The sequence below is a fragment of the Nocardia altamirensis NBRC 108246 genome (genome assembly GCF_001612685.1).
In the GTDB taxonomy this organism is placed as follows: Bacteria; Actinomycetota; Actinomycetes; order Mycobacteriales; family Mycobacteriaceae; genus Nocardia; species Nocardia altamirensis.
The window spans coordinates 1-26,847 of the sequence record NZ_BDAY01000120.1 but is presented as its reverse complement, the minus strand read 5'-3'; the positions used below and the strand labels follow the sequence as shown (position 1 = coordinate 26,847).

Annotated in this window: 22 protein-coding genes; 15 read left to right on the top strand and 7 right to left on the bottom strand. The window is 67.9% G+C overall.

Annotated features, from left to right (window positions below):
• Positions 1–387: 387 nt before the first annotated feature.
• The 4 genes from rplU (at position 388) to proB (ending at position 3,954) form a co-directional block, all read left to right on the top strand.
• Positions 388–699 carry a 50S ribosomal protein L21 gene (gene rplU, locus NA11_RS41455; RefSeq protein ID WP_014982625.1) on the top strand — a complete coding sequence of 104 codons (312 nt, stop codon included), beginning with the start codon at positions 388–390 and terminating at the stop codon, positions 697–699.
• A 22-nt stretch (positions 700–721) separates the two neighbouring features.
• Positions 722–988 carry a 50S ribosomal protein L27 gene (gene rpmA / locus NA11_RS41450; RefSeq protein WP_014982626.1) on the top strand — a complete coding sequence of 89 codons (267 nt, stop codon included), beginning with the start codon at positions 722–724 and terminating at the stop codon, positions 986–988.
• Between the two features lie 141 nt (positions 989–1,129).
• Positions 1,130–2,584 carry a GTPase ObgE gene (obgE, locus tag NA11_RS41445; protein ID WP_069167592.1) on the top strand — a complete coding sequence of 485 codons (1,455 nt, stop codon included), beginning with the start codon at positions 1,130–1,132 and terminating at the stop codon, positions 2,582–2,584.
• A 233-nt stretch (positions 2,585–2,817) separates the two neighbouring features.
• On the top strand, positions 2,818–3,954 hold the full coding sequence (proB, locus tag NA11_RS41435) for a glutamate 5-kinase (protein ID WP_069167590.1): 1,137 nt from the start codon (positions 2,818–2,820) through the stop codon (positions 3,952–3,954).
• 828 nt (positions 3,955–4,782) lie between these two features.
• Here the strand turns inward: proB and NA11_RS41430 are convergent.
• The 3 genes from NA11_RS41430 to NA11_RS41420 form a co-directional block, all read right to left on the bottom strand.
• Complete coding sequence (locus NA11_RS41430) at positions 4,783–5,910, bottom strand: hypothetical protein (protein WP_069167589.1); 1,128 nt, start codon at positions 5,908–5,910, stop codon at positions 4,783–4,785.
• Positions 5,907–6,281, bottom strand: coding sequence for a hypothetical protein (locus NA11_RS41425; protein WP_069167588.1), 375 nt, complete (start codon positions 6,279–6,281; stop codon positions 5,907–5,909). The genes NA11_RS41430 and NA11_RS41425 overlap by 4 nt, the downstream gene beginning before the upstream one ends.
• A gap of 94 nt (positions 6,282–6,375) precedes the next feature.
• Positions 6,376–7,080: an ESX secretion-associated protein EspG gene (locus tag NA11_RS41420; RefSeq protein WP_069167587.1), complete on the bottom strand. Its 705-nt coding sequence runs from the start codon at positions 7,078–7,080 to the stop codon at positions 6,376–6,378.
• A 231-nt stretch (positions 7,081–7,311) separates the two neighbouring features.
• On the opposite strand from NA11_RS41420, the gene NA11_RS41415 reads away from it, so the two are divergent.
• The 8 genes from NA11_RS41415 to NA11_RS41380 all read left to right on the top strand — a co-directional run bounded on the left by NA11_RS41415 (position 7,312) and on the right by NA11_RS41380 (position 18,738).
• Positions 7,312–10,011 (top strand): phosphoenolpyruvate synthase, encoded by a 2,700-nt coding sequence (locus NA11_RS41415; RefSeq protein ID WP_069167586.1) that lies wholly within the window; start codon positions 7,312–7,314, stop codon positions 10,009–10,011.
• A complete protein-coding gene (locus NA11_RS41410; RefSeq protein WP_069167595.1) occupies positions 10,001–13,384 on the top strand; it encodes an AMP-binding protein in 3,384 nt (1,127 codons plus the stop codon). The genes NA11_RS41415 and NA11_RS41410 overlap by 11 nt, the downstream gene beginning before the upstream one ends.
• Positions 13,381–14,820 carry an SDR family oxidoreductase gene (locus tag NA11_RS41405; protein WP_245746558.1) on the top strand — a complete coding sequence of 480 codons (1,440 nt, stop codon included), beginning with the start codon at positions 13,381–13,383 and terminating at the stop codon, positions 14,818–14,820. The genes NA11_RS41410 and NA11_RS41405 overlap by 4 nt, the downstream gene beginning before the upstream one ends.
• Complete coding sequence (locus tag NA11_RS41400; RefSeq protein WP_069167585.1) at positions 14,817–15,746, top strand: nucleoside-diphosphate kinase; 930 nt, start codon at positions 14,817–14,819, stop codon at positions 15,744–15,746. Before NA11_RS41405 ends, NA11_RS41400 begins: the two co-directional genes overlap by 4 nt.
• Complete coding sequence (locus tag NA11_RS41395; RefSeq protein WP_069167584.1) at positions 15,734–16,735, top strand: ScbA/BarX family gamma-butyrolactone biosynthesis protein; 1,002 nt, start codon at positions 15,734–15,736, stop codon at positions 16,733–16,735. The genes NA11_RS41400 and NA11_RS41395 overlap by 13 nt, the downstream gene beginning before the upstream one ends.
• A complete protein-coding gene (locus NA11_RS41390) occupies positions 16,735–17,343 on the top strand; it encodes a nitroreductase family protein (RefSeq protein ID WP_069167583.1) in 609 nt (202 codons plus the stop codon). The genes NA11_RS41395 and NA11_RS41390 overlap by 1 nt, the downstream gene beginning before the upstream one ends.
• Positions 17,325–18,254, top strand: a complete 930-nt coding sequence (locus tag NA11_RS41385; protein ID WP_245746557.1) for a UbiA prenyltransferase family protein — start codon at positions 17,325–17,327, stop codon at positions 18,252–18,254. Before NA11_RS41390 ends, NA11_RS41385 begins: the two co-directional genes overlap by 19 nt.
• A 151-nt stretch (positions 18,255–18,405) precedes the next feature.
• On the top strand, positions 18,406–18,738 hold the full coding sequence (locus NA11_RS41380; RefSeq protein WP_069167581.1) for a hypothetical protein: 333 nt from the start codon (positions 18,406–18,408) through the stop codon (positions 18,736–18,738).
• Here NA11_RS41380 and NA11_RS41375 read toward each other — a convergent pair.
• Entirely contained in the window at positions 18,713–19,546 is an 834-nt protein-coding gene (locus NA11_RS41375; RefSeq protein ID WP_069167580.1) for a class I SAM-dependent methyltransferase, read from the bottom strand. The two genes, NA11_RS41380 and NA11_RS41375, sit on opposite strands and share 26 nt — an antisense overlap.
• Positions 19,547–19,637: 91 nt before the next feature.
• On the opposite strand from NA11_RS41375, the gene NA11_RS41370 reads away from it, so the two are divergent.
• Positions 19,638–20,210 (top strand): TetR/AcrR family transcriptional regulator, encoded by a 573-nt coding sequence (locus NA11_RS41370; protein ID WP_245746556.1) that lies wholly within the window; start codon positions 19,638–19,640, stop codon positions 20,208–20,210.
• A gap of 119 nt (positions 20,211–20,329) precedes the next feature.
• Here the strand turns inward: NA11_RS41370 and NA11_RS41365 are convergent, their stop codons facing one another.
• From NA11_RS41365 to NA11_RS41355, 3 genes are all read right to left on the bottom strand, one after another.
• Positions 20,330–21,424: a methyltransferase gene (locus NA11_RS41365; RefSeq protein ID WP_069167578.1), complete on the bottom strand. Its 1,095-nt coding sequence runs from the start codon at positions 21,422–21,424 to the stop codon at positions 20,330–20,332.
• A 93-nt stretch (positions 21,425–21,517) separates the two neighbouring features.
• Positions 21,518–22,048, bottom strand: a complete 531-nt coding sequence (locus tag NA11_RS41360) for a pyridoxamine 5'-phosphate oxidase family protein (protein ID WP_069167577.1) — start codon at positions 22,046–22,048, stop codon at positions 21,518–21,520.
• Between the two features lie 30 nt (positions 22,049–22,078).
• The gene (locus NA11_RS41355; RefSeq protein WP_069167576.1) at positions 22,079–24,673 is read right to left on the bottom strand and encodes a cytochrome P450; all 2,595 of its coding nucleotides are present in this window, start codon (positions 24,671–24,673) and stop codon (positions 22,079–22,081) included.
• An 84-nt stretch (positions 24,674–24,757) separates the two neighbouring features.
• Between NA11_RS41355 and NA11_RS41350 the strand changes: the two genes are divergently transcribed.
• Both NA11_RS41350 and NA11_RS41345 read left to right on the top strand, forming a co-directional pair.
• Positions 24,758–26,047, top strand: a complete 1,290-nt coding sequence (locus NA11_RS41350; RefSeq protein ID WP_069167575.1) for a glycosyltransferase — start codon at positions 24,758–24,760, stop codon at positions 26,045–26,047.
• The gene (locus NA11_RS41345; protein WP_084655535.1) at positions 26,044–26,808 is read left to right on the top strand and encodes an ABC transporter permease; all 765 of its coding nucleotides are present in this window, start codon (positions 26,044–26,046) and stop codon (positions 26,806–26,808) included. The genes NA11_RS41350 and NA11_RS41345 overlap by 4 nt, the downstream gene beginning before the upstream one ends.
• The last annotated feature ends 39 nt before the right edge of the window (positions 26,809–26,847 follow it).

Below are 26,847 nucleotides of genomic sequence, written 5' to 3'. Positions count from 1 at the left end.
GTCCGCGCCGCCGTGCCGTCGGCCGTCCGGCGGGTCCGCCGCCTGCGGAGGCGTAGCAGCTGAGCCAACGGCTTCGATTCGGCCGGTCGCGCCCTGAGGGTGCGACCGGCCGAATCGTTGAGCAGCAGCCGGATCCGTAGCCGAGCCGAGTCTCGACCGATCCGGTCGAGCACGCGCCGAACCCCGCAGGCAATCGGTTGCTCGCAGGCTGCCGACGGGCGGATTGGGTCGATGAAGGGGTGCTCTGGTAACCTTGGTCGGTCGCTGCCTGGCGATGGGCGTTGTATTACGCCCCGCGCAGCAAGCCAGCCAAGAACATCTCGCGTCGCGAACTTGTGTCGCGAGAAGAAACATGACTGTACTTATTCGAGTGGAGGAAGCCGACCGATGGCAACGTACGCGATCGTCAAGACCGGCGGAAAGCAGTACAAGGTCGCGGTCGGTGACCTGGTGAAGGTCGAGAAGATCGAGGGCAAGCCGGGCACGTCCGTCTCCCTGGATCCGGTTCTCGTCGTCGACGGGGCAGACCTGACCACCGACGCCGCCAAGCTGGCCAAGGTCTCCGTGGCCGCGGAGGTCGTCGAGCAGACCAAGGGCCCGAAGATCCGCATCCACAAGTTCAAGAACAAGACCGGCTACCACAAGCGTCAGGGTCACCGTCAGCCGCTGACGGTCATCAAGGTCACCGGCATCAAGTAAGACATCCCGAGGAGATTCAGCTATGGCACACAAGAAGGGTGCATCCAGCTCCCGGAACGGTCGCGATTCCAACGCACAGCGACTCGGCGTCAAGCGCTTCGGCGGCCAGAAGGTCAACGCGGGCGAGATCCTGGTTCGCCAGCGCGGCACCCACTTCCACCCCGGCGTGAATGTCGGCCGTGGCGGTGACGACACCCTGTTTGCCCTCGCGGCGGGCGCGGTCGAGTTCGGCACGAAGCGTGGACGCAAGACCGTCAACATCGTCGTCGCGGAGCCGGTCGAGGCCTGAGCGCCTCACTCTCTCCAGACAACAGCCGAGCGGGTCAGGGTGCAAACCCTGGCCCGCTTTTGCGTTCTCTCCACCATCCCTGTGTGTTTCCCGACACCCACCTCTGCGTTCGACCAGTCCTGAAGGAGGATGATTCGACACATGTCCAAGTTCATCGACCGCGTCGTTTTGCACGTGCGTGCCGGTAAGGGCGGACACGGCTGTGCTTCCGTGCTTCGCGAGAAGTTCATGCCGCTCGGCGGACCCAATGGTGGCAACGGCGGCAACGGCGGGGATGTGATCCTCGAGGTCGACCCCAACGTGCACACCCTGCTCGACTTCCACTTCCATCCGCACGCCAAGGCCGGCAACGGCAAGCCGGGCGAGGGCAGCAACCGCGACGGTAAGCAGGGGACGGAGCTGCTGCTCAAGGTGCCCGACGGCACCATGGTGCTCGACGGTGACGGCAAGGTCCTGATGGACCTCGTCGGCGCGGGCAACCGCTACATCGCCGCGCGCGGTGGCCGCGGCGGGCTCGGCAACGCCGCGCTGGCCTCGAAGGCGCGCAAGGCGCCCGGGTTCGCATTGCTCGGCGAGGACGGCGACGAGCTCGATCTGGTTCTGGAACTGAAGTCCGTCGCCGATGTCGGACTCGTCGGCTTCCCGTCCGCGGGTAAGTCGTCGCTGGTGTCGGTGCTGTCGGCGGCCAAGCCGAAGATCGCGGACTACCCGTTCACCACGCTGGTGCCCAACCTCGGCGTTGTCGCCAGCGGCGACACCACATTCACCGTCGCCGATGTGCCCGGCCTGATTCCGGGTGCCAGCGAGGGGCGTGGCCTCGGCCTCGACTTCCTGCGGCACCTGGAGCGGTGCGCGGTGCTCGCGCACGTCGTCGACTGCGCCACCCTGGAACCGGGCCGGGATCCGGTCACCGATGTGGACGCGCTGGAGGCGGAGCTCGCGGCTTACCGGCCCGCGCTGAGTGCCGACGCCGACCTCGGTGACCTGGCCGATCGGCCACGCGTGGTGATCCTGAACAAGATCGACGTGCCGGACGCCGCCGAGCTTGCCGAGATGGTCACCCCCGAATTCACCGCACGCGGCTGGCCGGTCTTCGAGATCTCCGCCGTGAGCCGAGAAGGCTTGCGGCCTTTGACCTTCGCTCTCGCCGAGCTGGTGCTGCAGTACCGCGAGCAGCACCCGAAGGCCGCGCCGAAGCGTCCGGTGATCCGACCGATCGCGGTCAACGAGTCCGGCTTCAGCGTGATCGCGGACCCGCAGGAGCCGGGCGGTTTCATCGTGCGCGGCACGCAGCCGGAGCGCTGGGTGAAGCAGACCCAGTTCGACAACGACGAGGCCGTCGGCTACCTCGCGGACCGGCTTGCCCGCCTCGGCGTCGAGGACGAGCTGGTCAAGCAGGGTGCCGAGCCGGGAGCCCCGGTGACCATCGGCAACGTGACCTTCGAATGGGAGCCGATGATCTCGGCGGGCGTCGACATGGTGCCCACCGGTCGCGGCACCGACATCCGGTTGGAGCAGTCCGAGCGGATCAGTGCGTCCGAGCGCAAGCACGCGTCGCGGGTGCGGCGTGGCCTGGTCAAGGACGACGAGGAGTAGTCGGTGGCGCCACGAGCGAGTGGTGTTCCGGCGGAGGTCGGACCGATGACGGATTTGGTGGGCGCGCCGATGGTCGACTCGGCGCAGTCTCGGACAACGAGTGTGGTGTCGGTGGATTTGGTTGTCGGACCGATGACGGATTTGGTGGGCGCGCCGATGGTCGACTCGGCGCAGTCTCGGACAACGAGCGGGGTTTCGGTGAATTCGTTTGCTGTGCAGGGAGTTCAGGGGCTATGACAGTGAATTCTGGTGTTACCGAAACGGATTCAAGCCTAAGCGAAGCGCGTGAAGCGATCGCGTCCGCGCGCAGGGTGGTTGTGAAGATCGGCTCGTCTGCGCTCACCAGTCTGAAGGGTGGGCTGGACACGGCACGCCTCGATCGGCTCGCCGACGCGGTGGAAGCCAGGATGCGGGCTGGATCCGAACTGGTGGTGGTGTCCTCGGGCGCCATCGGTGCGGGCATCGCGCCGCTCGGCCTGAGCAGCCGCCCCCGCGACCTTGCCACCAAGCAGGCCGCGGCCAGCGTCGGTCAGCTGGCGCTCGCGCACGCGTGGGGCACCTCATTCGCCCGTTACGGCCGCACGGTCGGCCAAGTCCTTTTGAGCGCAGACGATTTCGCGCGCCGGGAACACCACCGCAACGCCCAGCGCACCCTGGACCGGCTGCGTTCCCTCGGCGCGATCGCCGTGGTGAACGAAAACGACACCGTCGCAACGGAAGAGATCCGCTTCGGCGACAACGACCGGCTTGCTGCCTTGGTCGCCCATCTCGTCGGCGCGGACGCGCTGGTGCTGCTCTCCGATGTCGAAGGCCTCTACGACGGTGACCCGCGCAAGGGTGCGGCCAGCTTCATCCCCGAGGTGCGCAGCAGCGCCGACCTGGACGGCGTCATCGCAGGCAGCGGTGGTGCACTCGGCACCGGCGGGATGGCATCCAAGCTGTCTGCCGCCCGCCTCGCCGCCGACGCGGGCGTCCCCGTTCTGCTCGCCGCCGCCACCTCCGCCGACCTCGCCCTGAGCACCGGCAAGGTCGGCACCGCCTTCGCCGCCCGCCCGGTTCGCCTGTCCGCCCGCAAGTTCTGGGTCCGCCACGCCGCCGACAGTCGCGGCGCCCTCCTCATCGACGACGGCGCGGCCACCGCGGTGGCCGACCGCCGCTCCCTCCTTGCCGCAGGCATCACCGGCCTCCGCGGCCACTTCTACGGCGGCGACGTCGTAGACCTGGTCGCCGCCGACGAACGCATCATCGCCCGCGGCGTTGTCGCCTACGACAGCACCGAACTCACCGGCATGCTCGGCCGCTCCACCGCCGAACTCCCAGACACCATGCAGCGCCCGGTAATCCACGCCGACGACCTGGTCAAGGTCTAACCCGCCCGCAATTCCTGTGTAGCGGAGCCGACTTCAAGATCAAGGGGCACTGGTGCAGGCATCGCCCGAGAAGCCACCTGCACCATTACCCCCTCGACCAGATACCACCCCTTGGATCCCACATACCGGGATCGCCGGTACTCATAAAACCGGCAAACACGGCCAGCCCCGCCTCAACGCCGAAATCCGCACCCCTTCGGTCGATCCGCACCCCTTCTGCCAGCCCAGAATGAGTGCGAATCCATAGAACGAGTGCGGATTCGAAGCCTCTGATCGCAAACCCCCGCAGCCGCACACTTTCTGTCTTCCCGCACACGATCTGGCTTGCAAAATCGTGTGCGGGAACTCAAAAAGTGTGCGGCCGAGAGTCTTTGATCTTGAATCTCTGTTTTTGATCTTGAAAGCTCTCGAGACGGGACCACAGCCAAGTGACCCGGCTGAGACGAGAGGTCGTGTGACTGACTGCGGAGGTCAGCCGGGTACGGCAGGCGAAGCAACCACGCTAATCCGGTGCACACACCAAGATGCCGTACTCACAGGAGACCGTAGAGCCGGGGAGTCTTTCGCTCTTTGCCAGACCTGGGTAAGCGTGGCTTTGGTGAGCGGATTGTGGCGGGTCGGCTCGGTGACGTCCCGTTCGGGAGTTGGTGGCTCGCGGTACGGGACATGGCTGAGCGGATTGTGGCGGGTCGGCTCGATGGCGTCCCGTTCGGGAGTTGGTGGCTCGCCGTACGGGACATGGCTGAGCGGATTGCGGCGGTCGGCTCGGTGATGGCCTGTTCGAGGGGGGGCCTTCTCTCAGGTCGGGTTCCAGGCTCGGTGAGCCCGTCACTTTTGTGAGGGGACGACGCCTGGTTGGTTGGTGGTCGACTGAGGTTGTTGTTGGTTGCTTTCCTGGGGGATCGGGCCGGTGACACCTGGCTGGCCGCCTGGATCCGGAAGGGGCACAGTCGGTCCCGCTGGAGGCGGAGGAGGCGGCGCCTGCTGGGGAGGCGGCGCCTGCTGGGTCGACGGCGGTGGCGGCGGTGGTGCCTCTGTTGTTGGTGGTGGCGGGGCTTGTGTGGTCGGCGGAGGTGGTGGCGCCTGCTCGGTCGGCGGAGGCGGGGCCTGCGTCGTTGGTGGCGGCGGAGCCTGTGTGGTCGGCGGCGGGGCCTGCGTGGTCGGTGGCGCCTGCTGCGTTGACGGGGCAGGGGTCGGCTGTGGATCGGGCTGCGGCGTCGAAGTGCTCGGCGGCGCTTGCGATTCCGGCCTCGATGGGGCGGGGGCGGGCGACGGAGTCGTCCCGTCCGGGCCGCGGCCGTCCGGCTGGGCCGGCGGATAGCTCGGCTGATTCTGTTGGGGCGGAGCGTATTCCGGCTGAGCGGGCGGTGACGTCCACTCCTGCTGCGGCGCGGAGGGCACCGGCTTGACCTCTTTGGGCAGCTCCGGTGGCGGCGGCAGCGCGGGAACAGCCTTGCCTGCCATGCCATATGCCGGCTTGTAGACCATGTTCATCGCCAGCACCGCCTCTTGGCGCAGCGCCTCTTCGGCCATCTGCGCGTCGATGACGTGTGCGGCCTCGAGTAGTCGGGCGACGGCCCCGATCGGTCCCGAGCCGCCCGGCGGCGCGACCGCGATCTTGACCGCTTCGGCTGCGGCGGCGACCCCACCGAGCCGGGCGCCGACCTGACCCATCACGGCGGCGAGCTCGTCCACCGAGGCCGCGAAGCTGCGGGCACTGGCGAACGCGGCGTCGGCGGTGGCGCCCTTCCATTCCATCGAGTTCATCACTCGGTCCACGCTGCCGCGGGTGAGTGGGAACGAGGTGCTGAGCGTGCCTGCCACTTCCAGCCAGGCGACGGAGGCGCGCAGGATTTCGGCGGCGTCGATCTGCTGGGTTTTGGCGTAGATCTCTTCGTGCTTCATCGACTCGAAGTGCTCCATCGAGCTGATGTAGTCGGGGTCGACACCGGTCATCGTGTGGTCCTCGATCCCAGCGCGCGCAGGGCGGCAGCGTTGGCGGCGTCGGCTTCGTCGAGCAGTCCGCCGCTGATCAGGAAGGCCTCTTTCATCCGGTAGGCGGCCTCGATGTAGTGATCGAGCAACGCCGCGGCATCCCGCGCCTTGTGATTGAACCCGGCCTGTAACTGCTGAGCGGAGACGAATCCGCCGAATCCGCCGAGTTCTGCGGCTGATTCGAGCCGCTGCTGTAAGTAGACCAGCCGTTCTGCCTGTTTGTCGTACTGGTCGGCGCAACGCCGCGCCGCGGCCGGATCGAATTGGATGGTGCCTGCCTGGGCCGCTTGCTTGAACCGGACGATATCGGCTCGGCTGGTCTCGATCGTCATCGCACACCCCTGAGATGGTCGGTCGGACTCAGACTATCCCGAAGCCGAACATCCGGTCAGCAGTGGTTACCGGTCGGCGTCCCTGGAACGGGTTTCACGCGTGGATCCGCTTCTGCAATTGTGCGGCGATCTGTTCGGCCGAGGCCGGGGTGATGTGGACTTCCGCACCGGCCTTGATGAGGTAGCGCCCATCGCCTTGGACGTCGAACCAGGTGTAGTGGATCGGTGGTGCGGGCGTATCGCTGTCGAGCCGGGGTTCTATCCGGATATGACCTTCCGCGCTGTGCGGTTTCAGGAGCAGCTTGCGGATCCGCGGCGCCACCGGCCGTTCGGCGACCACCGTTTCCTCGTCGCGCACCGCGGCGGTCGGCGCCGAGCGTGCGGGTTCCCGGCCGGGTGGCGTGTGCGGAAGCAGCCCGGCGATCCGCGCGCCGAGCTTGCCGCTGTGTCCGATGGAGAGCCGGACGCGGCCGCCGAAATCCGGGGTCGCGCCCGCTTCCTGCACCACGAGCACGGCCCGGTCGTAGATCGCCGCGGCGAGCAGCCGGATCTCGCTGCCTGGCCGGTGCGCGCCGCCGATCGCCACGATCCTGGTGTGTGGTGCGGCCAAGATGTGCAGACAGGCGCTCAAGTCGGGATCGGCACGCAGCGGCAGCCGCGCGTCCATGGTTGCGCGCAGCCGGTCGGCCTCGTCCTCGGTGCGCGGCGTCTCCAGGATCCGCAGCGGATACGGGTGCCGGTCGAGGTCGGTCTCGCGCCAGATGTGGGCGAACTCGTCCGGCGTGAAGGTCCAACTCACCGCTGAATCACATCCTCACCGAACCCACCGAAACATCTCGTAGCTTAACGGCAGCACTGAAATACCCGCAGCACACCGGGCCGGGTGCACCCACACGTACCGGGCCTTTCGGATTGTGGGCTAACACTGGGGTGAGTTCTGGGATATATCCAAACAACCCCTTTTGTTGCTCGGCCCACCCGTACCGCAGCTCCGTTGCGGCACGATGATCAGGGGTGATGGGAGGATGCCGTGCAGGTTCTCGGACCGTGGACCGATCCAGCGTCGATCGCTGCCCGCGGTGGGGGGAAGGTGCGTGGCCTGCACAAACTCGGATCGAGCGGGTTCAGGGTCCCGGACTGGAGCGTGCTCGGCACCGAGGTCTTCGCCGAGTTCACGACGCGCGGCGAACTCGCCGACGCAGTGGCCGAGCTTGTGGCCCTCGATGATCTCGATGCGGCACTCGCCGCCGGTGCCACGCTGCGCGGTCGGATCGCCGCGACGCCGGTGCCGTCGGAGATCCGCGCGCTGGTCACCGACGCCTATACCCGGCTCGGCGGCGGATCGATCGCGGTGCGTTCCTCGGTGGTCGCCGAGGACGGGCCGGATCACTCGTATGCGGGTCAGTTCGACTCCTTCCTGAACGTCAACGGCATCGATGCGGTGCTGGATCGGGTGCGGGACTGCTGGGTCTCTGCGTTCTCGGAGCGGTCGCTGCGTTATGCGTTCGCCAACAAGCAGGCACTGGCGGGCGCGGTCGCCGTTGTGCTGCAACGCCTGATCGCGGCGCGCGCCAGCGGCGTCTTGTTCACCGCGAATCCGATCAGCGGCGCGCGGGACGAGCTGATGATCAGCGCGGTCTACGGGCTCGGCGAGGGACTGGTGTCCGGTGCGGTGGACGCTGACTCGGTTGTTGTCGACAAGTCCTCCGGTGTGGTGCTGGAAACCGTAGTGGGAGACAAGGACCGGTCGTATCTGGCGACGGGCGAGCAAGGGTGTGCGATCAGCGACGTCGACGCGGCGCACCGCGAGTTGCCGGTGCTGACCGACGCCGAGATTGCCGAGATCACCGAGCTGGGTCGAAAGGTGCAGGCCGAGTTCGGCACACCACAGGATGTGGAGTGGGCACTCGACGGCGAGGGGCTGTGGTTGCTGCAAGCCAGGCCGATCACCACCGCGTTGGGAGCAGGCCCGAACGCGCTCATCCGTGGTGCGGGCGAGGTCGTGCCCGACGGTGCACAGCGAATCTGGGACAACTCCAACATCATCGAGAGTTTCAACGGCCTCACCTCCCCGCTGACCTTCACGACGGCGGCCGACATCTACGGCCGCGTCTACCACGGTTACGTGAAATCTCTGGAGGTGCCCGACGAACAGGTGCGCCAGACCGAACAGTGGACACCGGTGTTGCTCGGCTACTTTCACGGGCGCGTCTACTACAACCTGCTGCACTGGTATCGCATGGTCGGCGTCGCACCGGGCTATCCGCTCAACCGTAAGGTGCTGGAGGCGGCACTCGGGGTCGCCGAACCGCTGCCGAACGATATCGCGAAGACGCTGCGCCCCTTCACCTTCCGCAACCCGCTTGGTCGGATACGGTCGCGGACGCGCACCACGGTGACCTACCTGCGCCGACTATTCGGCATCGACGCCGTGGTCGAACAGTTCATGACCGACTTCTACCGCGTCTACGACGCATACGACACCCTCGACTACACCACGATGTCCGGCGCCGAAGCCTATGCGGCTTACCGCACGGTGGATCGGGACCTCGTCGAGCGCTGGGGTCCGCTGATGGTGCTCGACGCGATCCTGTTGACCTGCACCGGTGCGATGTTTTTGCTCACCAAGGTGCTGCTGCCGAAGGCGCCGGAGTGGTTCCTGTACGCGGTGGTCGGCCCCGGCGCCGATGTCGAATCCGCCGAACCGGCCCGCGCGATGAAGGCGCTCGCCGACGTGGCTCGCGCCGACCCCGAGCTGACCGCCCTGGTGAATTCGACCGCGCCGGAACAGATCTACCCCGCGCTCGCGGATCGACCGGACTTTCGCGAACAGGTGGACGCCTACCTCGACCGCTACGGCTACCGCAGCCTGGACGAGCTCAAGCTGGAGACACCGGATCTGCGCGAGGATCCGGCGAGCCTGTTCGTCATGCTGCGCAGTGCGCTGCCGGACGCGCCGCTCGGTCACCGGGACGAGGCCGAGGACTACCTCGACAGCCACCTGCACGGTGTGCGGCGGCGCGTCTATGAACGTCTGCGCGGCAAGGTATCTCGCTGTGCCGCGCACCGCGAGCGGTTGCGGTTCTGCCGCACCAGGGCCTTCGGCATGGTGAAGCGGATGATCCGGGTGATGGGCCGCGATCTGGCTGCCCGCGGTGCCATCGAAGAGTTCGCCGACGTGTTCTTCCTGACCGTGCACGAGCTGCGCGGTTGTTACGAAGGCGCCGACACCGCGGGATTACGCGACCTGGTCGCCGCGCGAAAGGCGCAGCGGGTCAAGGACGCCGGGCTGGTGGCGCCTGCCAGGTTCGTCACAACGGGTTCGGCGTTCGGCCGGGCCGAGCTGGCAAGCCAGGGTTGGGTGCCGATCACCGATACGCCCGCCGCCGAAGCGGGCACCGTGTTCGCGGGCACGCCGTCGGCCGCCGGGGTCGTCGAGGGCACCGCGATCGTCGTGGACGAGCCACGCGACGTCGCGGGTGGCATCCTGGTGGCATATCGGACCGATCCCGGGTGGGTGGCCGCGCTGCCCTCGGCATCGGCGCTGGTGATCGAGCGTGGTAGCCCGCTGACCCATGTCGCGATCGTGGCAAGGGAGCTGGGGGTGCCGACGGTGGTCCAGGTCAAGGATGTCACCAAAATGATACGGACCGGCATGCGCATTCGGGTCGATGGCACACACGGAACCGTTACCGTTCTGGCCGAAGGAGATGTCCGCGATGGGCAATGACAAAGATGTTGCCGCCGTGCGTGATTGGCTGATCAGCCCGGCTGGTCGAGCGGGCATTCATCTGGCCGACGAGGCCGACGGCTGGAAATTCCGCAGTTACGCCGAATTGGCCGACCTCACCTGGTCGATCGCCGCGCTGATGCGGCAGCACGGCATGGGCAGCGGCGACGGCGCCTGCGTCATCATGCCGACCGGATTCCCGTGTGTCGCCGCGTTCTACGCGGTGTGGGCGTGTGGCGGGGTGTTCACCCCGGTGGCGCCGCCCATGTTCGGCGACCTCGACCAGATCATCGCCCACATCGCCGCGATCCTGACCGCGGCGGAGCCCCGATTAGTGGTCACCTCAACGGAATTCGAGCAGCTCGTGCGCAAAGCCGCGACGGCGGCGGGGCGTACCGACGAGCCGCTGGTGATCGACGCGTCGACCTTGGGTGCCGCGCCCGCAGAGCGGGAATTCGGCGAGCCCGACGAATGTGCCCTGCTGCAATTCACCTCGGGTTCTTCCGGTGCGCCGCGTGGGGTGCGGGTCAGCTGGCACAACCTGGCGAACAACGTCGCGATGATCTCGGAGCTGGTCGAGTGGCGCCCCGGCGACTCGATGGTGTCCTGGCTGCCGCTCTATCACGACATGGGCCTGGTCGGCGCGTTCCTCACCACCGTTACCAACCAGGGCGACCTGTACCTGATGCGCCCCGACCAGTTCGTCCGCGACCCCGTGCGCTGGCTGCGCGCGATGGCGCACGCGCAACATTCACCGTCCCCCTCGTTCGCACTCGGCTATGTGGCGCATCGTGTTTCGCCCGCCGAGATCGCCGACCTCGACCTATCCGGGTGGCGCACCCTGGCCGTCGGCTCCGAGCCGGTTGAGGTCGCCGACCTCCAATCGTTCGCTAATCTTACTGGACCACAGGGCTTTTCGATGAGTGCCTATACGCTGGCCTACGGGCTGGCCGAGGCGACACTGATGGTCACTTCCTCGGCGCGGCATCGCCCGATCACCGCCCTGCGCATCGACAACCCGACGCTGCGTTTCGGCGAACCCGTGACCATCCTCGACGAGCAACTGCTCGACGACACCCATCGGGTCGACGGTGCGGGCTGGATCACCGGACTCGGCTATTCCCTGCCCGTCTCGACCGTCACGGTCGTCGACGAGGAAGGCCGTGAACTTCCCGACGGCACGCTCGGGGAGATGGTGGTGGTCGGCGACTCGGTCGCGCTGGGCTACTCCGATGTCTCCGAGACCGCGTCCACCAGGATCATCGACGGCGCGCTGTACTCCGGCGACGCCGGATTCCGTTATCGCGGTGAGGTTTTCGTACTCGGCCGAATGGGGTCGAGCCTGAAGGTGCGCGGTCGCTCGGTATTCATGGAGGACATCGAATCGCGGGTGGCCCAGGAAACCGGCCGCACCAAGGGCAAGCTCGCCGCCGTCGCGATTACCGAGCCCGGCGCGCAGGGCATCGCGTTGTTCGCCGAATCCGCACCGGGGGAGTGGATCGCGGAGGCCCGCAAGATCATTCGCAGCGAGCTCGGCCCCGCCCAGACGGTCACCATCGTCACCGGACCGCGCGGCGTCATCCGGCGCACCTCCAGCGGCAAGCCGCGCAGGCGGTACATGTGGGAGCAGTTCCGCGCCGGTGCCCTCGTCGACGCGGTTGTGCACGAGGTTGCGGACAGCCCGCGCCAGGGGACCAGCGACTCCGAGCTGCCCGAGCCATCGCTGGCCGCCGAACGGGTCCGCCAGCTGTTGGACCGCGCGTTGGACAGCGTTGCGGTCTCGCCGGATTCGACCGTGCTGTTCGAGGGCTCGCTGGCCGAGGGCTTCGGGAACGAGGGGTCCGACGTGGACTTCTTGGTGCTCGCTCCCGGTGGCGACGACCTGCCCACCTTGCCGACCGTGCTGTTCATCGATGGCCGTCGGGTGGAGGTGCGCACCCGCTCGGCGGCCCAGCTGCGCAGACAGCTCGAGCAGGCTGCTACAGCGACGAGCCTCGACGAGGATCTGCTCAATCGTTGTCAACGCTTCCTGCGCGCGACGGTCGTGCGGCCCGGTGGCGTCAACTGCGACGAACTCCGTGCGCTGCTGCCGTATTCGGTGTTCACCGCACTGATCGCCGACTGGTGGTCGGCCCGCGCGCGGCATGCCCTGCGCTACGCCATCGCTTTGCGTGCCTTGAAAGTTCACGACGAGGCGATCGACTGGGCGCGCGACGGCTTGCTCCAAGCCATGAAGGGCTGGGCCGCGCGCTGCGGCGAGAGCTACGTCGAGACGAAATGGCTGCCGCAGCAGCTGGATCGGATCGGCAAGGACGATCTGATCGACCGCTATCGCGACCTCACCGACCCGGCCGTGTTGACGGCGAACGACGCAGGCTGGACGCAATTGCTCGACCTCGCGACAGCACTCGGTGTCACGGACGTCGCCGACGATCCCGATCAGATCCTGTTCGCCAGGGTGCCAGGGGTGACCACGTGGACGATCGGCGATCGACTGCACGTCATCCGCGGCGACAGTGATGTTTTCGCGCTCTCGGACCGCGCCGCCGCCGCTTGGCGCTCGGTGGTGTTCCGTCACTCGCTCGCCGCCGTGCTCGCTCGCGCACCGGAGGACCGCACCGCCGAGCTCGCCGAGTTCATCCGGCTCGGTTTCGTTGGATTGCAATGGCGCCGTGGCGAAGTCCTCACACCCGCGCTTGCCATGTGCAAGACGGCGAAGCCGTACACCCCGGTCCCGTCCGCGCGCGTGCCCGCCCTCGGCGTGCACGGAGCAGTCCGCGACGACGGCATCGCCACACTGTCCCCGCTGCCCGCGCGCCGCTTCACCGAATGCGCGTTGGCGTTGGTGTGGTCGAACATCGTGCTGGAGAACGCCCGCGAGGATCTGGCGGGTGCGTTGAAGAACGGCCAGGGCGCGGTCGCCGACATCGCCGCGCACCGCATGATCGCCATGGCCGTGCGAGTGCTGTTGTCCGCCTACGGCGTTCATCCGCTGCCCGCCGACGTCGCACCGGTGGCGACCGTCCGTCGCGTGCTGCCCGCAGGCGCACCCGGCCCCGACGTGCTCGCGCAGCTGGAATCGGCGGGGCGGGTGCGCTTCTCGGAGCTCATCAAGGGCGGTGACGTGTTCACCGGGCTCGCCGTACTCGACAGTCTCGTCACGACCGTGCGCTCGGTGGCCGCCGATTCGGCCGACACCGGTTTCCCCGCCTCCTTCGACTCGCGAGAGCAGTGGCGGCGCACCTTGGCGATCGGCTACGACTGGCTGCGCATCGCGGGCTATCTCGATACCGACCTGCCCCTCGACGAGGCCCGCGACCTGCTGGCCTCCGGCGGGCAGCAACCGCACCTACGCGAAGGAGGAGAGCCATGACCGCCGTCGCCGACGCCGCGGTGGCCGAGCGGGTACGCAGCCTGGTGCACGCCATGGCCCCCGACCCGCCGGCCGAGGCCGGGAACGACCAAAGGCTGGTCGAGGACCTGGGTTTCGAGTCGCTGCGATTGACCGAGCTGACCGTCGTGCTGGAGCGGGCCTTCGGCCTGCCGCGCCACAAGCCGGAGCGATTGATCGGCGTGCGTCGGGTCGGCGACGTCATCGCGCTCGTCACCGCGGGGCTGCTCGCCGCGGCGACCAGCGACGAGGGCGCGCGGTACGCGAACAATGCGCACAGCCGACTGCTCGGACATGTCGGCACCGAACGGCTGCACGACGACGGAATGGGCGGGCGCGACACGGTTCTGGTCACCGGCGCGACCGGGCTGGTCGGCGCCGAGGTGGTAGCGCGCCTTGCTGCGGCCACCCGTCCCGTCGCCGCGGTGCTGCACAGCAACGCGCGCATCGTCCGCAACGACGGCACCGCTCTCGGCGCGGGCAGCCCGGTGGCAGGCGACATTCGGATGCCGGGATTCGGCTTGGCCGAGCGTGATTCGACGGACCTGTCCGAGCGGGTCGGCACCATCGTGCACTGCGCGGCGACCACAGCCTTCGACGCCGCGCCCGCCGACTACCACGAGCTGAATGTGCGCGGCACCGCCAACGCGGTCGCGCTGGCCAAGGCCTGGGACGTTCCCCTCGTCTACGTGAGCACCGCCTACGTCTGCGGCAATCGCAGCGGCACGATCACCGAGGGCGAGCTCGACGCGGGCCAGACCTTCGGAAACCAGTACGAGGAAAGCAAGTTTCACGCCGAGCACCTGGTGCGCACGGCGGGCGAGCTCGGCCTGCGGTGGTCGATCGTGCGCCCCGGCATCGTCACCGGCGCGACCGGCACCGGCGTGATCCGCGAGTACAAGAACCTCTACACCGTCGTCAAACTCATGGTCGAGGGCAAGTTGCGGTCGCTGCCGGGCCGCTACGACGCGACATTGTCGCTGGCGCCGGTCGATCACGTAGCCGACGTGATCGCCGCGGCCGTGCTGGATTTCGACTCGGCGCACCAGCGCACCTTCCACGCGGTCGGCCGGGACACCCTGTCCTTGCGCGAGGTCTCCGACGTGCTCGCCGAATATCCCTCGTTCGAGGTCGCGACCTTCGTGCCGGAGGGGACCTTCCACGAAGACGATCTCGGCGGCATCGAGCGGGAGTACTACCGGCGCATCGGCTCGCTCTACACCAGCTACTTCCATCGCCGCGTGACCTTCGAGACGACGAATACCGAAGTGCTGCTAGGGCAGTCGGCGCCGTCGAGCGGCAAGGAGTATCTGCGCCTACTGCTGGACTACTGCCTGGAGTCCGGCTACCTCGGCGTGCCGCTGCCGTCGATCGAAGAGGTGCTCGCCGGCATCGATCTCGGGGGAGTGGATCGATGAGTATGCCGCTCGGCGAGCTACTCGCCACCCTGACGCCGCAGCCGGAGAAGGTGGTCGCCTACGCCCGGGACACCTACCTGCAGGAGACGGTCGATCAGCTCGACCGACTCGGCGTCGACGCGGCGAAGTTCGCCCGCGAGCATTCGCTGCTGCTGCTCAAGCCGGACGCCATCGTCGCGAGGTCTGTCGACCCGACACTGAAGTGGCTGGCAGACAACGACTTCCGGGTTGTCGCGGCCTTCCGAGTCGCGGTGGACCGGCATATCGCCAGGGCACTGTGGTACTTCGCCTGGAATATCGCCTCCGCCGAGCGCAGGCGCCTGGCCGACCTGCTTGTCGGCATCTCGGACGTGCTCGTCCTCGTCGTGCACGGCGAGGACGCGGAATTGCCTGTCCCGGTGCGCCTTACCGAGGCGAAGGGGCCGACCGACCCGCGCAAGCGGGTACCGGGCGAGCTGCGCTATCTGCTCGGCCGGCACAACTATCTGCTGAATCTGGTGCATTCGCCCGACGATCCCGCCGATGTGCTGCGGGAGCTCGCCATCTATCTGGACGAGCAGCGCAGGGCGACGGTGATCGCGCAGGCGGGGGCGGGCATCGACCGCTCGGCCGAGGCAGGCGCGCTCGCGGACGACCTCTACGCGCAGACTCCTGCGCGCAGTTTCGACCGCGCGGATGCGGTCGAGCGGATCGTGCTCGACCTCGAACGGGCCGGTGCGCCTGCCCCTTCCGGGTTCGACCCACAAGCCGACGTGGACTGCGCACGGCTGCTCGCCGCCGCATGGGCCGACGGCAGGGAACTCGATCCGTGGTCGGTGATCGTGCTCGGGTCCTATGTACTCCCGATGCGGGTCGGTACGCAGCCGCAAACGCTGCGCCCGATTTCCGCGATAGATTGGTTGGAGGGACAGCCGTGGAAGCAGTGAAGACCGCAACCCATCTGCGCACGATCTCGCGCCGGTTGGCGCATCGCTGTGCGGTGTCCGAGGTGTTCGTCACCTCGTTGGACACCGTGGCCGAGCACGAGTTCGTCGTTGGTGCCCAGCTGCCGAGGATGCACGCCTACTACGGCGACCACCTCGGCTCGCTCGGGCTGCGCCACGACCCGCTGCTGGTGATGGAGGCGGCCAGACAGGCCGCGATCGCGCTGACCCACGAGTTCTACGGTGTGCCAAGTGATATGGCGTTCATCGTGCGGAGTTTCAACGGCACCGGTGCGGACACGCGTGCGTGGGAAATCGGCACCGCGCCTGCCGACCTGGTGATGCGGGCACGGGTGCCGCGTAGGCACGCACACGGTGACACACTGCACGGCCTGGACATGGTGCTCGAAATCGATTGTGGCGCAGAGTCGATGATGACGGTCGACGGCTCGTTCTCCTGGGTCACGCCGCGACAGTGGTCGGGACTGCGCGGCAGTTTCCGCAAAAACCTCGACCTCGGGCCGTATCGTGGCGCTTCCGCGCTCGTCGATCGGGCGCCCGCGGCCGAGGTCGGGCGGGAGAATTGGCGCAACGTCGTCATCAGCCCGCCTCTGGTGACCGGGGCGACCGCCAGCTCGGCGCTTGTCCCGGATCTCGGGCACCCGTTCCTGTTCGATCACCAACTCGACCATGTGCCAGGCAGTCTGTTGATCGAGGCGTGCAGGCAGACCGCGCTGGCCATGGTGTTGCACCGGGCACCGCGATTGGAGTGCGTCGGCAGCGCTTTCGAGCGGTTCGTGGAGTTGGATCGCCCCGCCGAATGCGTCGCCGAGATCACCGGACAGCAGGCCGACCGCACCGTGATCCACTGCGAGATCCGGCAGTGCGACGCGGTCGCGGCTCGCATCGATCTCGAATTCGCCGACGACGAACTGGGTTTCGACACCGCGGGCCCGCTGGCAGGCATCGACCAGCCGGAAGGCGGTTGCTGATGGGCACCGAGTTGCTCAGCACGACCCGGTCCATCCGCCGCCGCCTCGACCTCTCCCGCCCGGTCGAGCGGCAAGACCTGCTGGAGTGCCTGGATATCGCGATCCAGGCGCCGAGCGGCAGCAACCGGCAGCCGTGGCGCTTCCTGATCGTCCAGGACTCCGCGACCAAGCAGCGGATCGCGGAGTACTACCGAAAAGGGTTCGCCGCCAACCTGTCCGGTCGTTCGCCGCGCCCCGATCAGCTCCGTGACCTCGACTCCGGCCAGTACCTTGCGGAGCACCTGGCCGAGGTGCCCGCGCTGGTGCTCGTCTGTTCGCTCGGCCGCCTGCCCGAGCCGGTGTCGGCGCTGCGGCTGGCCAGCTTCTACGGGTCGATCTTTCCTGCGGCGTGGAACTTCATGCTCGCGCTGCGCGACCGTGGGCTCGGCTCCTGCCTGACCACCGCCCACCTCGCCTATGAGCGGGAGATCGCCGAGCTGCTCGGCATCCCCTTCGACGAGGTGACGCAGGTGGCCATGCTCCCGGTCGCGCAGTTGCTGCCCGGCGCCGATAGGCCTGGGCGACGTGCGCCCGCAGCCGAGGTGACCAGGTGGGATCGGTGGGCGTGACCGGTTCGCTGGCGTCCGCCCGACGGATCGCCCGGTTCACCGCGGTGATGTACAAGCCGCACTACCTGCTCTACGGCGTGCTGTGGGTTCTCGCGCTCGAAGGCACGGCGGCGCTGGCGGCACAACCGGATTCGGCGTGGCGGCCGACCGGCGCGACCGTGCTCCGGATCGTGGTGGTCGCGTTCGTCCTGCTGTATCTGCGCATGGTCGACGAGCAGAAGGATCTCGAGTACGACCGCGTGCACAACCCGGACCGTCCGCTGGTGACCGGCGCGGTGAGTGCCGTCGACCTGCGGGTCGCGATGGGCCTCATCGCGGTCGGCGCCGTCGCGGCCAGCCTCGCCTTGTCCGTCGGTTCGGCCGTAATGATCACTGTCGCAATGGTTTACGGTCTGGCACTGTGGGGTTTAGAGCGGTTGTCCGGCACCGTACGCACGCACATCCTGGTGAACCTTGTCGTCACCTATCCGGTGCAGTTGCTAGTGACGGGCTATGTCGTGGTCTCGGCGATCGACACCGGTGAGGTGCGCGCGCAGTGGCAGGCGGCAGCGACCGCGGTGATCTTCGCGGGCGCGTTCCTGCAGTTCGAGTTCGCCAGGAAGACCTCACGGATGCGCCGTCCTGATGAACTGCTGTACTCGAATGCCCTCGGCGCCAAGGGAAGTGCGGCGGCGTCGCTGCTGTGCGCGTTCACCGCGGTGCTGTGCGATCTCGTCCTCGTGCGACCGTGGGACTATGCCGCGCCCGCGTCGATCGTCGCCTGGCTGCCGGTGCCGCTGCTGCTGGTCCCGGCGTTCGGCGCGCTGAAATTCCGCTCCAGCGACCGTGTGGAGTACCCGGTGCTGCCTGCGGTCGTCTTCATCCTCGCTCTGTATCTCGCGTTGATCGGCCAAGCCCTGGCCTTGCCGTAACCGGGCGCACGGGAAACGTCTGCGGAAACCACCGTCGTGTTCCACCTCGGCAGACGCCAGGTCTGGTGGAATACGCGAAGACGATGTGGTCTGCATGCTGAGACGGCGGTCCGGGCCGACGCCGGACACGTTCGCTGAGGAAGGGGTTCATGTGAGTTCCACGCTGCGGCGCATCGTCGGAGGTGGCTGCCTGGTCGCGCTCGGCTGCTGCCTCGTTACCGCCGCTCCCGCCGTAGCCGACCCGGGCGGATGCTTCATCGACAGAGGTGTGACCGATGCCGTTGCGCTCTGTCACGAGGGCGACGGCACCGCCAGCCTCGAGGTGGAATGCCTCGGCATCAGCACTCCGGCCGCGCCGGGCTCCCCGGTATTGGGGCCCTACTCGGGCGCCGATTCGGCGCCGTCCGCAGTGGGCCAGCCGATGCGCGCGTCCTGTGTCGCCGACGGCATGCTCGGCATCACGACGCGCGCTTTTGTGAGGTAAGAGTGCGCGTCGCGGTGACGAGCACCGTGGTGTAGCGCATCGTGAAACTGCCGCCCATCACATCGATGGCGGCGGCGGTGCCCGCGAGCACCTCGGCCAGCGCGGCAGGCGAGAATTCGGCGTGGCCGCCCTGGGTCGGCATCTGGTCAAGCCACTCGTCACGGGTGTAGGACTGTTCCCAATCGACTTGCCACTGCTGCGGCGTCGCGAACTGGCCGGCTGCCTGCATCCCCTCGATTACCTTGTCGCACATGGACGTATAGGCGTTCGCGTCCGGCTTGGTCGCCGCCCAGCGGGCTACCAGCGAGTCGGGCAGCACCTTGCGATAGATCTCGGCGGACACAGCCCTCAGCTCCGCGGGTGGCTCCCCGACATTCCAGAACACGGCAAGGACGCCGCCGGGGTGCAGCACGTCAGCAGCCTTGGCCGCCCCAGCGACTGGGTCAACCCAATGCCAGGTCTGTCCGGCGATGACCGCGTCGAAGGTGCGCCCTGCGGGATCCCATGCTTCGAACGTCGCCACCTCGACCTCGTAGCCGCGCTGTCGCGCGAACTCGGCCATCCGTGCGTCGACCTCGACGCCGAGTACGTGGCTGCCAGCTGCGTGAAACTGCCCTGCGGCGATGCCGGTGCCGATGCCGACGTCGAGGACGCGGGGTCCAGGGCAGGCAGCGAGGATCCGCGCCACCATGGCGGGCGGGTAGTGCGGTCGGGTCCGGTCGTAGCGTGCGGGGTCCGACCCGAACGACTCGGCCATTTTTCGGTGCTGGTGGGAGTGGACGGGTTGCTCCGACGGTACAGTGGGCATGCGCCCACTATGAATGGGCGCATGCCCACTCGTCAACCGTTTCGGGCGAATCGGCAACTAGGAGAGGGACTCAGTGCCAACAGGAGTGGCCATGCGCGACGTTCGCGCGCAGCTGTTCGACGCCGCCGAGCGCGTCCTGCTGCAGGACGGGCCGAGCGCGCTGACCAGTCGCGCGGTCACCGCCGAGGCGGGCTGTGCCAAAGGTGTGCTGCACAAGCACTTCGCCGACTTCGACGACTTCCTGGCCGAACTCGTGCTCGATCGCATCGCGCGGATCGAGCACCAGTCCGCCGACCTGCGCGCGTCGGCGGGCACCGGCACGGTGATCGACAACCTCACCGGCACACTGATATCCGTGTTCGGCACGGTCGCCGTCTCGATCGTCAGCCTCGTCACCTTCCGTGACGAACTGCGCGCCAGGCTGCGTCAGTCGAGGCCGACCGGAGTTCCGCTGCTCACCGAGGTCGCCGCCATGATCGCCGAATACCTCTCGGCCGAGCGCGAATTGGGTCGCATCACCGCGGACGCCGACGTGGCCACGCTCGCGCCGACATTGATCGGCGCCGGGCACATGCTGTTCGCCGATCGGAAAGGTGTACCGCCAGAAGCCGATGCGGTCAGCAAGGTCGTGACCACGGTCGTCGTCGCCGTCCTGCCGCGTTAGGACTTGTGTCGAAGCCCCAGGTGTTTCCGCGCCGCGGACGCGGGTATTCGCGTCATGATCAGGAGGGCTGGTATTTCACGAGCAGCGTTCGATGCCAGTTCTCCTGATCATGAACGCCGTCATGACACTTCGACTTCGAGAATGTTGTCCGGAGACGCGGTCGGGATCACCCGTTTGAGCGTGAAACCGAAGCGCGCCAGGAAGGTCCGGTATTCGGCGGCGGTCCGCTCGCGGCCGCCCGTGTTGACAAGCATCTCCAAATCGATGAGCTTGCCTGGATGCGGCCGGTGATGCTCCGGCAGGACCAGCTCGATGATCAGCAGGCGGGCATCGGGTTTCATTGCCGCGCGGACATTCGCCAGGATGCGGCCCGCGTCCTCGTCCGGCCAGTCGTGCAGGATGTGTTTCAGGATGTAGGCATCGCCGCCCGGCGGCACGCCGTCGAAGAAGGAACCGCGCTCGATCGCGCAGCGTTCGACCAGCCCCGCGTCGGCCACCTTGCTCGCCGCCGCGTCCGCCACATCCGGTAAGTCGAACAGGATGCCGCTGGATTGCGGTGCGCGGCGCAGGATTTCGATGAGCATGGTGCCCTCGCCTGCCCCGACATCGACGACGGTGTCGAAGCGCCCGAAGTCGTAGGCCGCGACCAGCGGTGCCAGCGAAAGGGTGCCGATGCTGGTCATCGCGTTGTCGAACAGCATGGCGAGCTCGCGGTCGGACTGCATCTGCTCGAAGAACGACATCCCGTGCACCACAACGCCTACCGGTTTGCCGGTGCGCACCGCGTCGACGAGCTGCGACCAATGCGCACGGTGCGTCGGCGAACCGAAGAACAGGGCGGCGTCGCGCAGCGAGACATCGCCGTCGCGCACCAGCGCCTCGGCCATCGAGGTGAGCGCGTACTTCCCGTCGCGACGCCTGGTGAAGATGCCGTGCGCGATCAGCAGCCGCAGCAGCCGATGCAGGGCGTCCTCGTCGGCGCCGATCGTCCGTGCGAGGTCGGCTCCGCTGCGCGGGCCGTCGGCCAGCGCATCGGCGATGCCGAGTTCGGCGGCGGCATGGATCGCCTGCGTCAACCAACCGGCGGCCATGAGCTCCATCAGCGCGATACGGCCGGGCACCAGCTTGCGGTAGGCGAAGGCCAAGCCGTTGCGCGCCAGCTCAACGGCCCGAATCAGCGCTTGGGGCGGCATGCTCGGTCGGTCGGACGCCATACGCGACTCCCTCGGTCGTTGATCGGCACCAAGCAGCGTACGTGGCCGGGGTGCCGGTCTCGCGCCGAACGGGTCCCAGGGAGCCCGGCCGCGTCAGAACCGCCAGCGGGTGGCGCCACCCGGCAGAACCGCCGAAACGGCCTGCGCAGAGCGCGGGGTGAGCCGGTAGGTGTGCCACGGCGGCGGGCCTGCGGAGGGAGCGCTGTACTCCGCGGTGATCGCCTGACCGGTCTCGTCGACGCGTGCGGGCCAGCCGCCTGCCGCCCAGCGCGCGGCGAGGTCGGCCACGATCGCCGCGTCGGTGATCTGCACGGCTTCGCCCGCGACCACCAGGTCGAACTCGTGGGTCGAAATGCTCATCGTGCAGCGCGGATCGCGGGCGAGGTTGCGGCCCTTGCGAGAACGCGCACCGGTGACGAACCAGAAGGCGTCGTCGAACCACAACGCGCCGACCGCGGTCGGATGCGGGCTGCCGTCGGCATTGATGGTGGTGAGCCAGCAGGTATGCCGATCGAGGCCGCCGGAGCCGGGCGCCTGGTCGATGTTCTGATCGAGCCGGGTCCTGATGGCCGACCACTCGAGCTCCGGCAGCGAATAGAGATCAGCGAGATTCGTAGTGTCCATACCTGTGCTGACGGCCCGGCTGCGGCGAATTCATCGACGCCCGCGCGCGTGCAGCACCACCGGCAGCCGCGACGGCGCGGCGACGAAATCGCGATTCGACGGCTGCACCCGGTAATTCGGGTCGGCCACCGGCTGCCAGCGGGCGAAGAGGGCGGCCGTGGCGAGGGTGATGGTCATCAGCGCGAAGTTGTTGCCGGGGCAGTGCCGCGTGCCGACACCGAACGGCAGGATCGCCTTCTTGTCGATCTCCTCGACCCGACCGGGAAACCAGCGATCGGGATCGAAGGTCTCCGGGTCCGGGTAGTAGCGCGGGTTGTGGTGAATCATGTACGGGCTGTACACCACCATGGCGCCGTCGGGCAGCGTGGTGCCGCCGAGGGTGACGGGGCCGTCAGCGGTGTGCGTGCTGACCCACGGTCCCCAGAACCGCAGTGTTTCCAGCACCACCAGCCGCAGATAGGGCAGCGTCGCAACATGATCGGGGGTGACCGTGCCGTCGCCGACGAAATCGGCCAGCTCACGGTGCAATTCGGCGGCGATCTCCGGATTCCGCATGATCTCGTGCCACACCCAGCCGAGGATCGACGCGGTGGAGCCGACACCGGCCGCGAGCATCAGCAGGAGCTCGTCGATGATCTCCTCGTCCGAGAGCTTGGTGCCGGTCTCCGGGTCGCTGTGGCGCACCAGCGCAGAGAGCACGTCGTGGAAATCGCGATCGGCACGGCGGTATTCGGCGACCACGGTGCCGATTTCGGCGCGCAGCCTGCGCGCCTTGCTGGTGAAGCGGCGGTTGGCGACGACACGCATGCGCCGGACCGGAGGCGGCAGCGCGGCCCGCTGGATGACCTGGCCGAGCAGCCATGGAATGGTCTGCTGCACTTCTCGTTTCGCGTCCGCGCCGAATTCGGCGGTGAACAGGGTCGAGGAGATCGTGTCGAGAACCAGCCGATGCGCTTCGTCGACCAGGTTCAGCTGGTCGCCCTGCCGTAGCCCACTCGACCAGCTGTTCGCGAGATCGGCGGCGACCACGGCGTATTCGTTCAATCGGCGTTGCCGCAACGCGGGCGCAATCATCCGGCGGCGTAGCTCGTGCGGTGTGCCGCTGAGCACGTTGGACGCGCCGCGAATGACCTCCTTGATCGCGTCGCGGAGCTCCTCGCGATGGAATTCGCCTGCCTCGCCGAAGCTCAGCTCGCGGATGAGCTCGGGGGTGGTCAAGACGTAGGCCGGTCGCGGGCCGAGGTAGATCCGGACGATCGGGCCGACCTCGGCCAGCGACGTCACGAAGGTCAGCCCGTCACGCAGCGCTGCGACGCTGTGCCCGAGCAGAGGAAGTCGCCCGTGGGCGGTGGGAACATGGGGAACAGACTGCGGCATAGCGTGTTTCGTGCTTCTTGTGAGATCGGTGTAGATCGAGAGGATGGCTTCGGTGAGGTGTGACTGCCGCGCGGAGTCGTCGCGGTCGCTGAGCGCCTTACGCATCGGCAGCAGCTGCGCGCGGTCCTCGGCGAGGTCGCGCAGTGCCTCGGTGATCGCCGCGATCGAGGGGTTACGAGTGCAGACACCGCCCCCGTCGGGGACCGTCTCGGCCAGATCCGGATCGCAGTAGACGACAGGCAGGCGCATGGCCGCCGCCTCCAGCAACGCCATGCCCTGCGTATCGAAACCTGAAGAGGGAAAGAGCAATACGTCGTGCCTCGCCATCTCGGCCAGGCATTCCGTCTGTCCGACCGCTCCGTGCAGCCGGATTCGGTCGCCGAGGCCGCCGCTGTCGATCGCCGCACGCGCCTGATCCCACAGGTCGCCGGTGCCGTAGATGTCGAACGTGCAGTTCTCGACGAGCCGCACCGCCGCGATGGCCTCCAGCAGTCGTTTCTCGCCGGAAAGCCTGGCGCACCAGAGCACCCGCAGCGGCGTCGTGTCGGAGTACGACGGTGTCGTACCGGCCGGCCCGGCGGCGCCGTTCGCGGCGAGCCGGGCACCGTCGAGCACACCGTCGTCAATCCCGTTGGAGATCACCCGAATCGGATGGGTGAGTCCGTGCGCGATGATCCGCTCGGCGAAATGCTTGGTCGGCACGATGACCTGATCGGCCGCCTGTGCCTGGGCCACCATGGTGCGCCAAGCATGCCTGGCCGCCCTGGATTCGTTGGTGCGTGGCATCCGTCCGCGATGGGAAACGAAGCGGCCGTGCAGCGCACGCATGCTGAGCGCCGAAACATAGGGCGCGGGGGAGGTGTGCGCGATGAAGACGTCGTCGCGGCTGTGCACGGTGTGCACCACCGGGATCCCGTGGCGGCGGGCCGCGCGCAGGCCTGCGATGGCGACCCCGTAGGTGGTTTGGGTGTGCACGACGTCGATCGGCCCGCGTTCGGCGAAGGCCGCATCGATCAGCCGAGCGTTCGCCGGGGTCGGCAGGACCATGGCGAATCCGTTCACCGCGAGACCCGCGAGTGCGGAAAGAACCACCAGGTCTTCGTCCGGTTCGGTAGATTCCGGCGTGGGCGCGGTGAATACGGTAACGCGATGGCCGAGCCGCTCCAGCCCGCGACGCTGGGCATGTACCGAGGTCTGGATCCCGCCGAGGGTGGCGGGATGGAAGTCGGTGAACAGCGCGACGTGCATGGGACCACGGTACGGACATGGGACTTCTCATGAGCGCCAATCGTGTGGCGCTCGTCGGGTTGCCCGCCGAGTACAGGAGCAGGCATGAAAGTGGCGATTCCGCTGACCGGCACCCGCGGCGACGTGCAGCCCGCGGTGGCGCTCGGGCTGGAGCTGCGCAGGCGCGGCCATGACGTGTTCGTCGGCGCGCCGCCGAACCTGGTCGACTTCGCGACCCGCACCGGGTTGGCCGCGGTGCGCTGCGGGCCGGACGTCCAGCAGCTCTATTCCTCCGACGCAGGCCAGCGCGCGTTGGCGGCTGGCAGCAGCTTCCGGCTGATGCAGCTGGTCGGCAAGCAGATGGCTGACTACGCCGAGCAGATGAACCGTGAGGTCATCGGCGTCTGCGAGGGCGCAGACGTGATCGTGTCGACCATGCTCACCGAGGACAGGGCCGCCTCGGTGGCCGAGGCGATGCGGGTACCGATGGTCACGCTGCACGGCTTTCCCTGTCGGCAGAACTCCGTCTACCCGTTTCCCGGCGCGCTGCCGTCGCACTGGCAGCCGCCGGGCGCGGTGAACAAGGCCACCTGGCTGCTCGCCGAGAACCTGCGCCGCGTGGTCTTCATGCGGTACCTGAACCAGCTCCGCGCGGAACTCGGCCTGCCGCGCTCGGCCGCAAGCCCCGCCGCCGTGCTCGACCGTAAAGGCGTGCCCGAGGTGCAGATCTACGATCGCGCGCTGGTGCCTGGGCTGGCCGAGGAGTGGGGCGAGCGCAGGCCGATCGTCGGGTTCTTGCCCTTGGAGCGCACGGCCCGCGAAGCACTCGGCGAGCTGGCCGCCGACCACGGCGAGGTGATCGCCTGGATCTCCGAGGGCGCGCCGCCGGTGTATTTCGGCTTCGGCAGCATGCCCATCCGGGACACCCGCAGCGTCCTGACCATGGTCGAGCAGGTGTGCCAGCAGCTCGGCATCCGCGGTCTGGTCAGCGCGGGCTGGAGCGACCTGGCCGCCGCCGACGCGCAGACCGGCCCGCGGGTGAAGGTGGTCGGCCCGCTTGCGCACGACATCGTTTTCCCGGTGTGCGTCGCGGCCGTGCACCACGGCGGTATCGGCACCACCTTCGAAAGCCTGCGGGCAGGCCTACCGACCATGGTCTGTTCGGTGTCGTTCGACCAGCCGATGTGGGGCGGTCAGGTCGAGCGCCTCGGCGTCGGCTCGCACGTCAGCTTCCAGAAACTCGACCGCGACAAACTGGCCGCCGGGATCGGCACGCTGCTCACGGACGGGACCGCGCAACGCGTGAAAGCTCTTGCCGCAGAGCTGCAATCGAACGCCAACGCGACCTCGCGCACCGCCGACATCATCGAAGACGCCGCAAACGCGAAGGCATGAACCGGCTGGGCATGGCGTTCGCCGACTCTGCGGTGATGTTCCGCCGTGCGTTGCGGCACACGATGCGCAGCAAGGACACGCTGCTGATCTCGATGCTGCTTCCGGTGCTGATCATGCTGCTGTTCGTCTACGTGTTCGGCGGCGCGATCCAGGTGGACGGGCCATACCTCGACTACGTCATTCCCGGAATCATCTTGTTGTGCACCGGCTTCGGCGCATCGATCACCGCGACCGCGGTGGCGACCGATCTGCGCACCGGTGCTGTGGATCGATTCCGCACCCTGCCGATGTTCCGTCAGGCGCTGCTGGCCGGGCACGCGGGGGAGGGGATGCTGCGCAATATGGTCGCGGTCGCCCTCGTCTTCGCGGCCGGCGTGATTCTCGGATTTCGTTCCGGTGCGGGACTTTCCGCTTGGCTGCTGGCGCTCTTGGTGATCGTGCTCTTCGTCACCGCGATCACCTGGATCGCGGTGGCGCTCGGCCTGCTCGCCCAAAACCCGGAGGCGGCAGGCGGATTCACCTACGCGATCATGTTCATCCCCTACATCAGCAGCGCCTTCGTGCCCACCGCAACGATGCCCTCCTGGCTGCGCAGCTTCGCCGAACACCAGCCGGCGACCCCGGTGATCGATACGATCCGCGCCCAGCTCACCGCCGCCGGATCGTCGAGCACCGGGTCGGCGGTGCTCTGGTCCGTTGGCCTCGCGATCCTCGGATACCTCTGCGCCGCAGCTCTCTTCGCGCGGCGCACCAAGACCTGAAGTCGCCGAGCCTCGCACCCCTTCTGTCGATTCGCACCC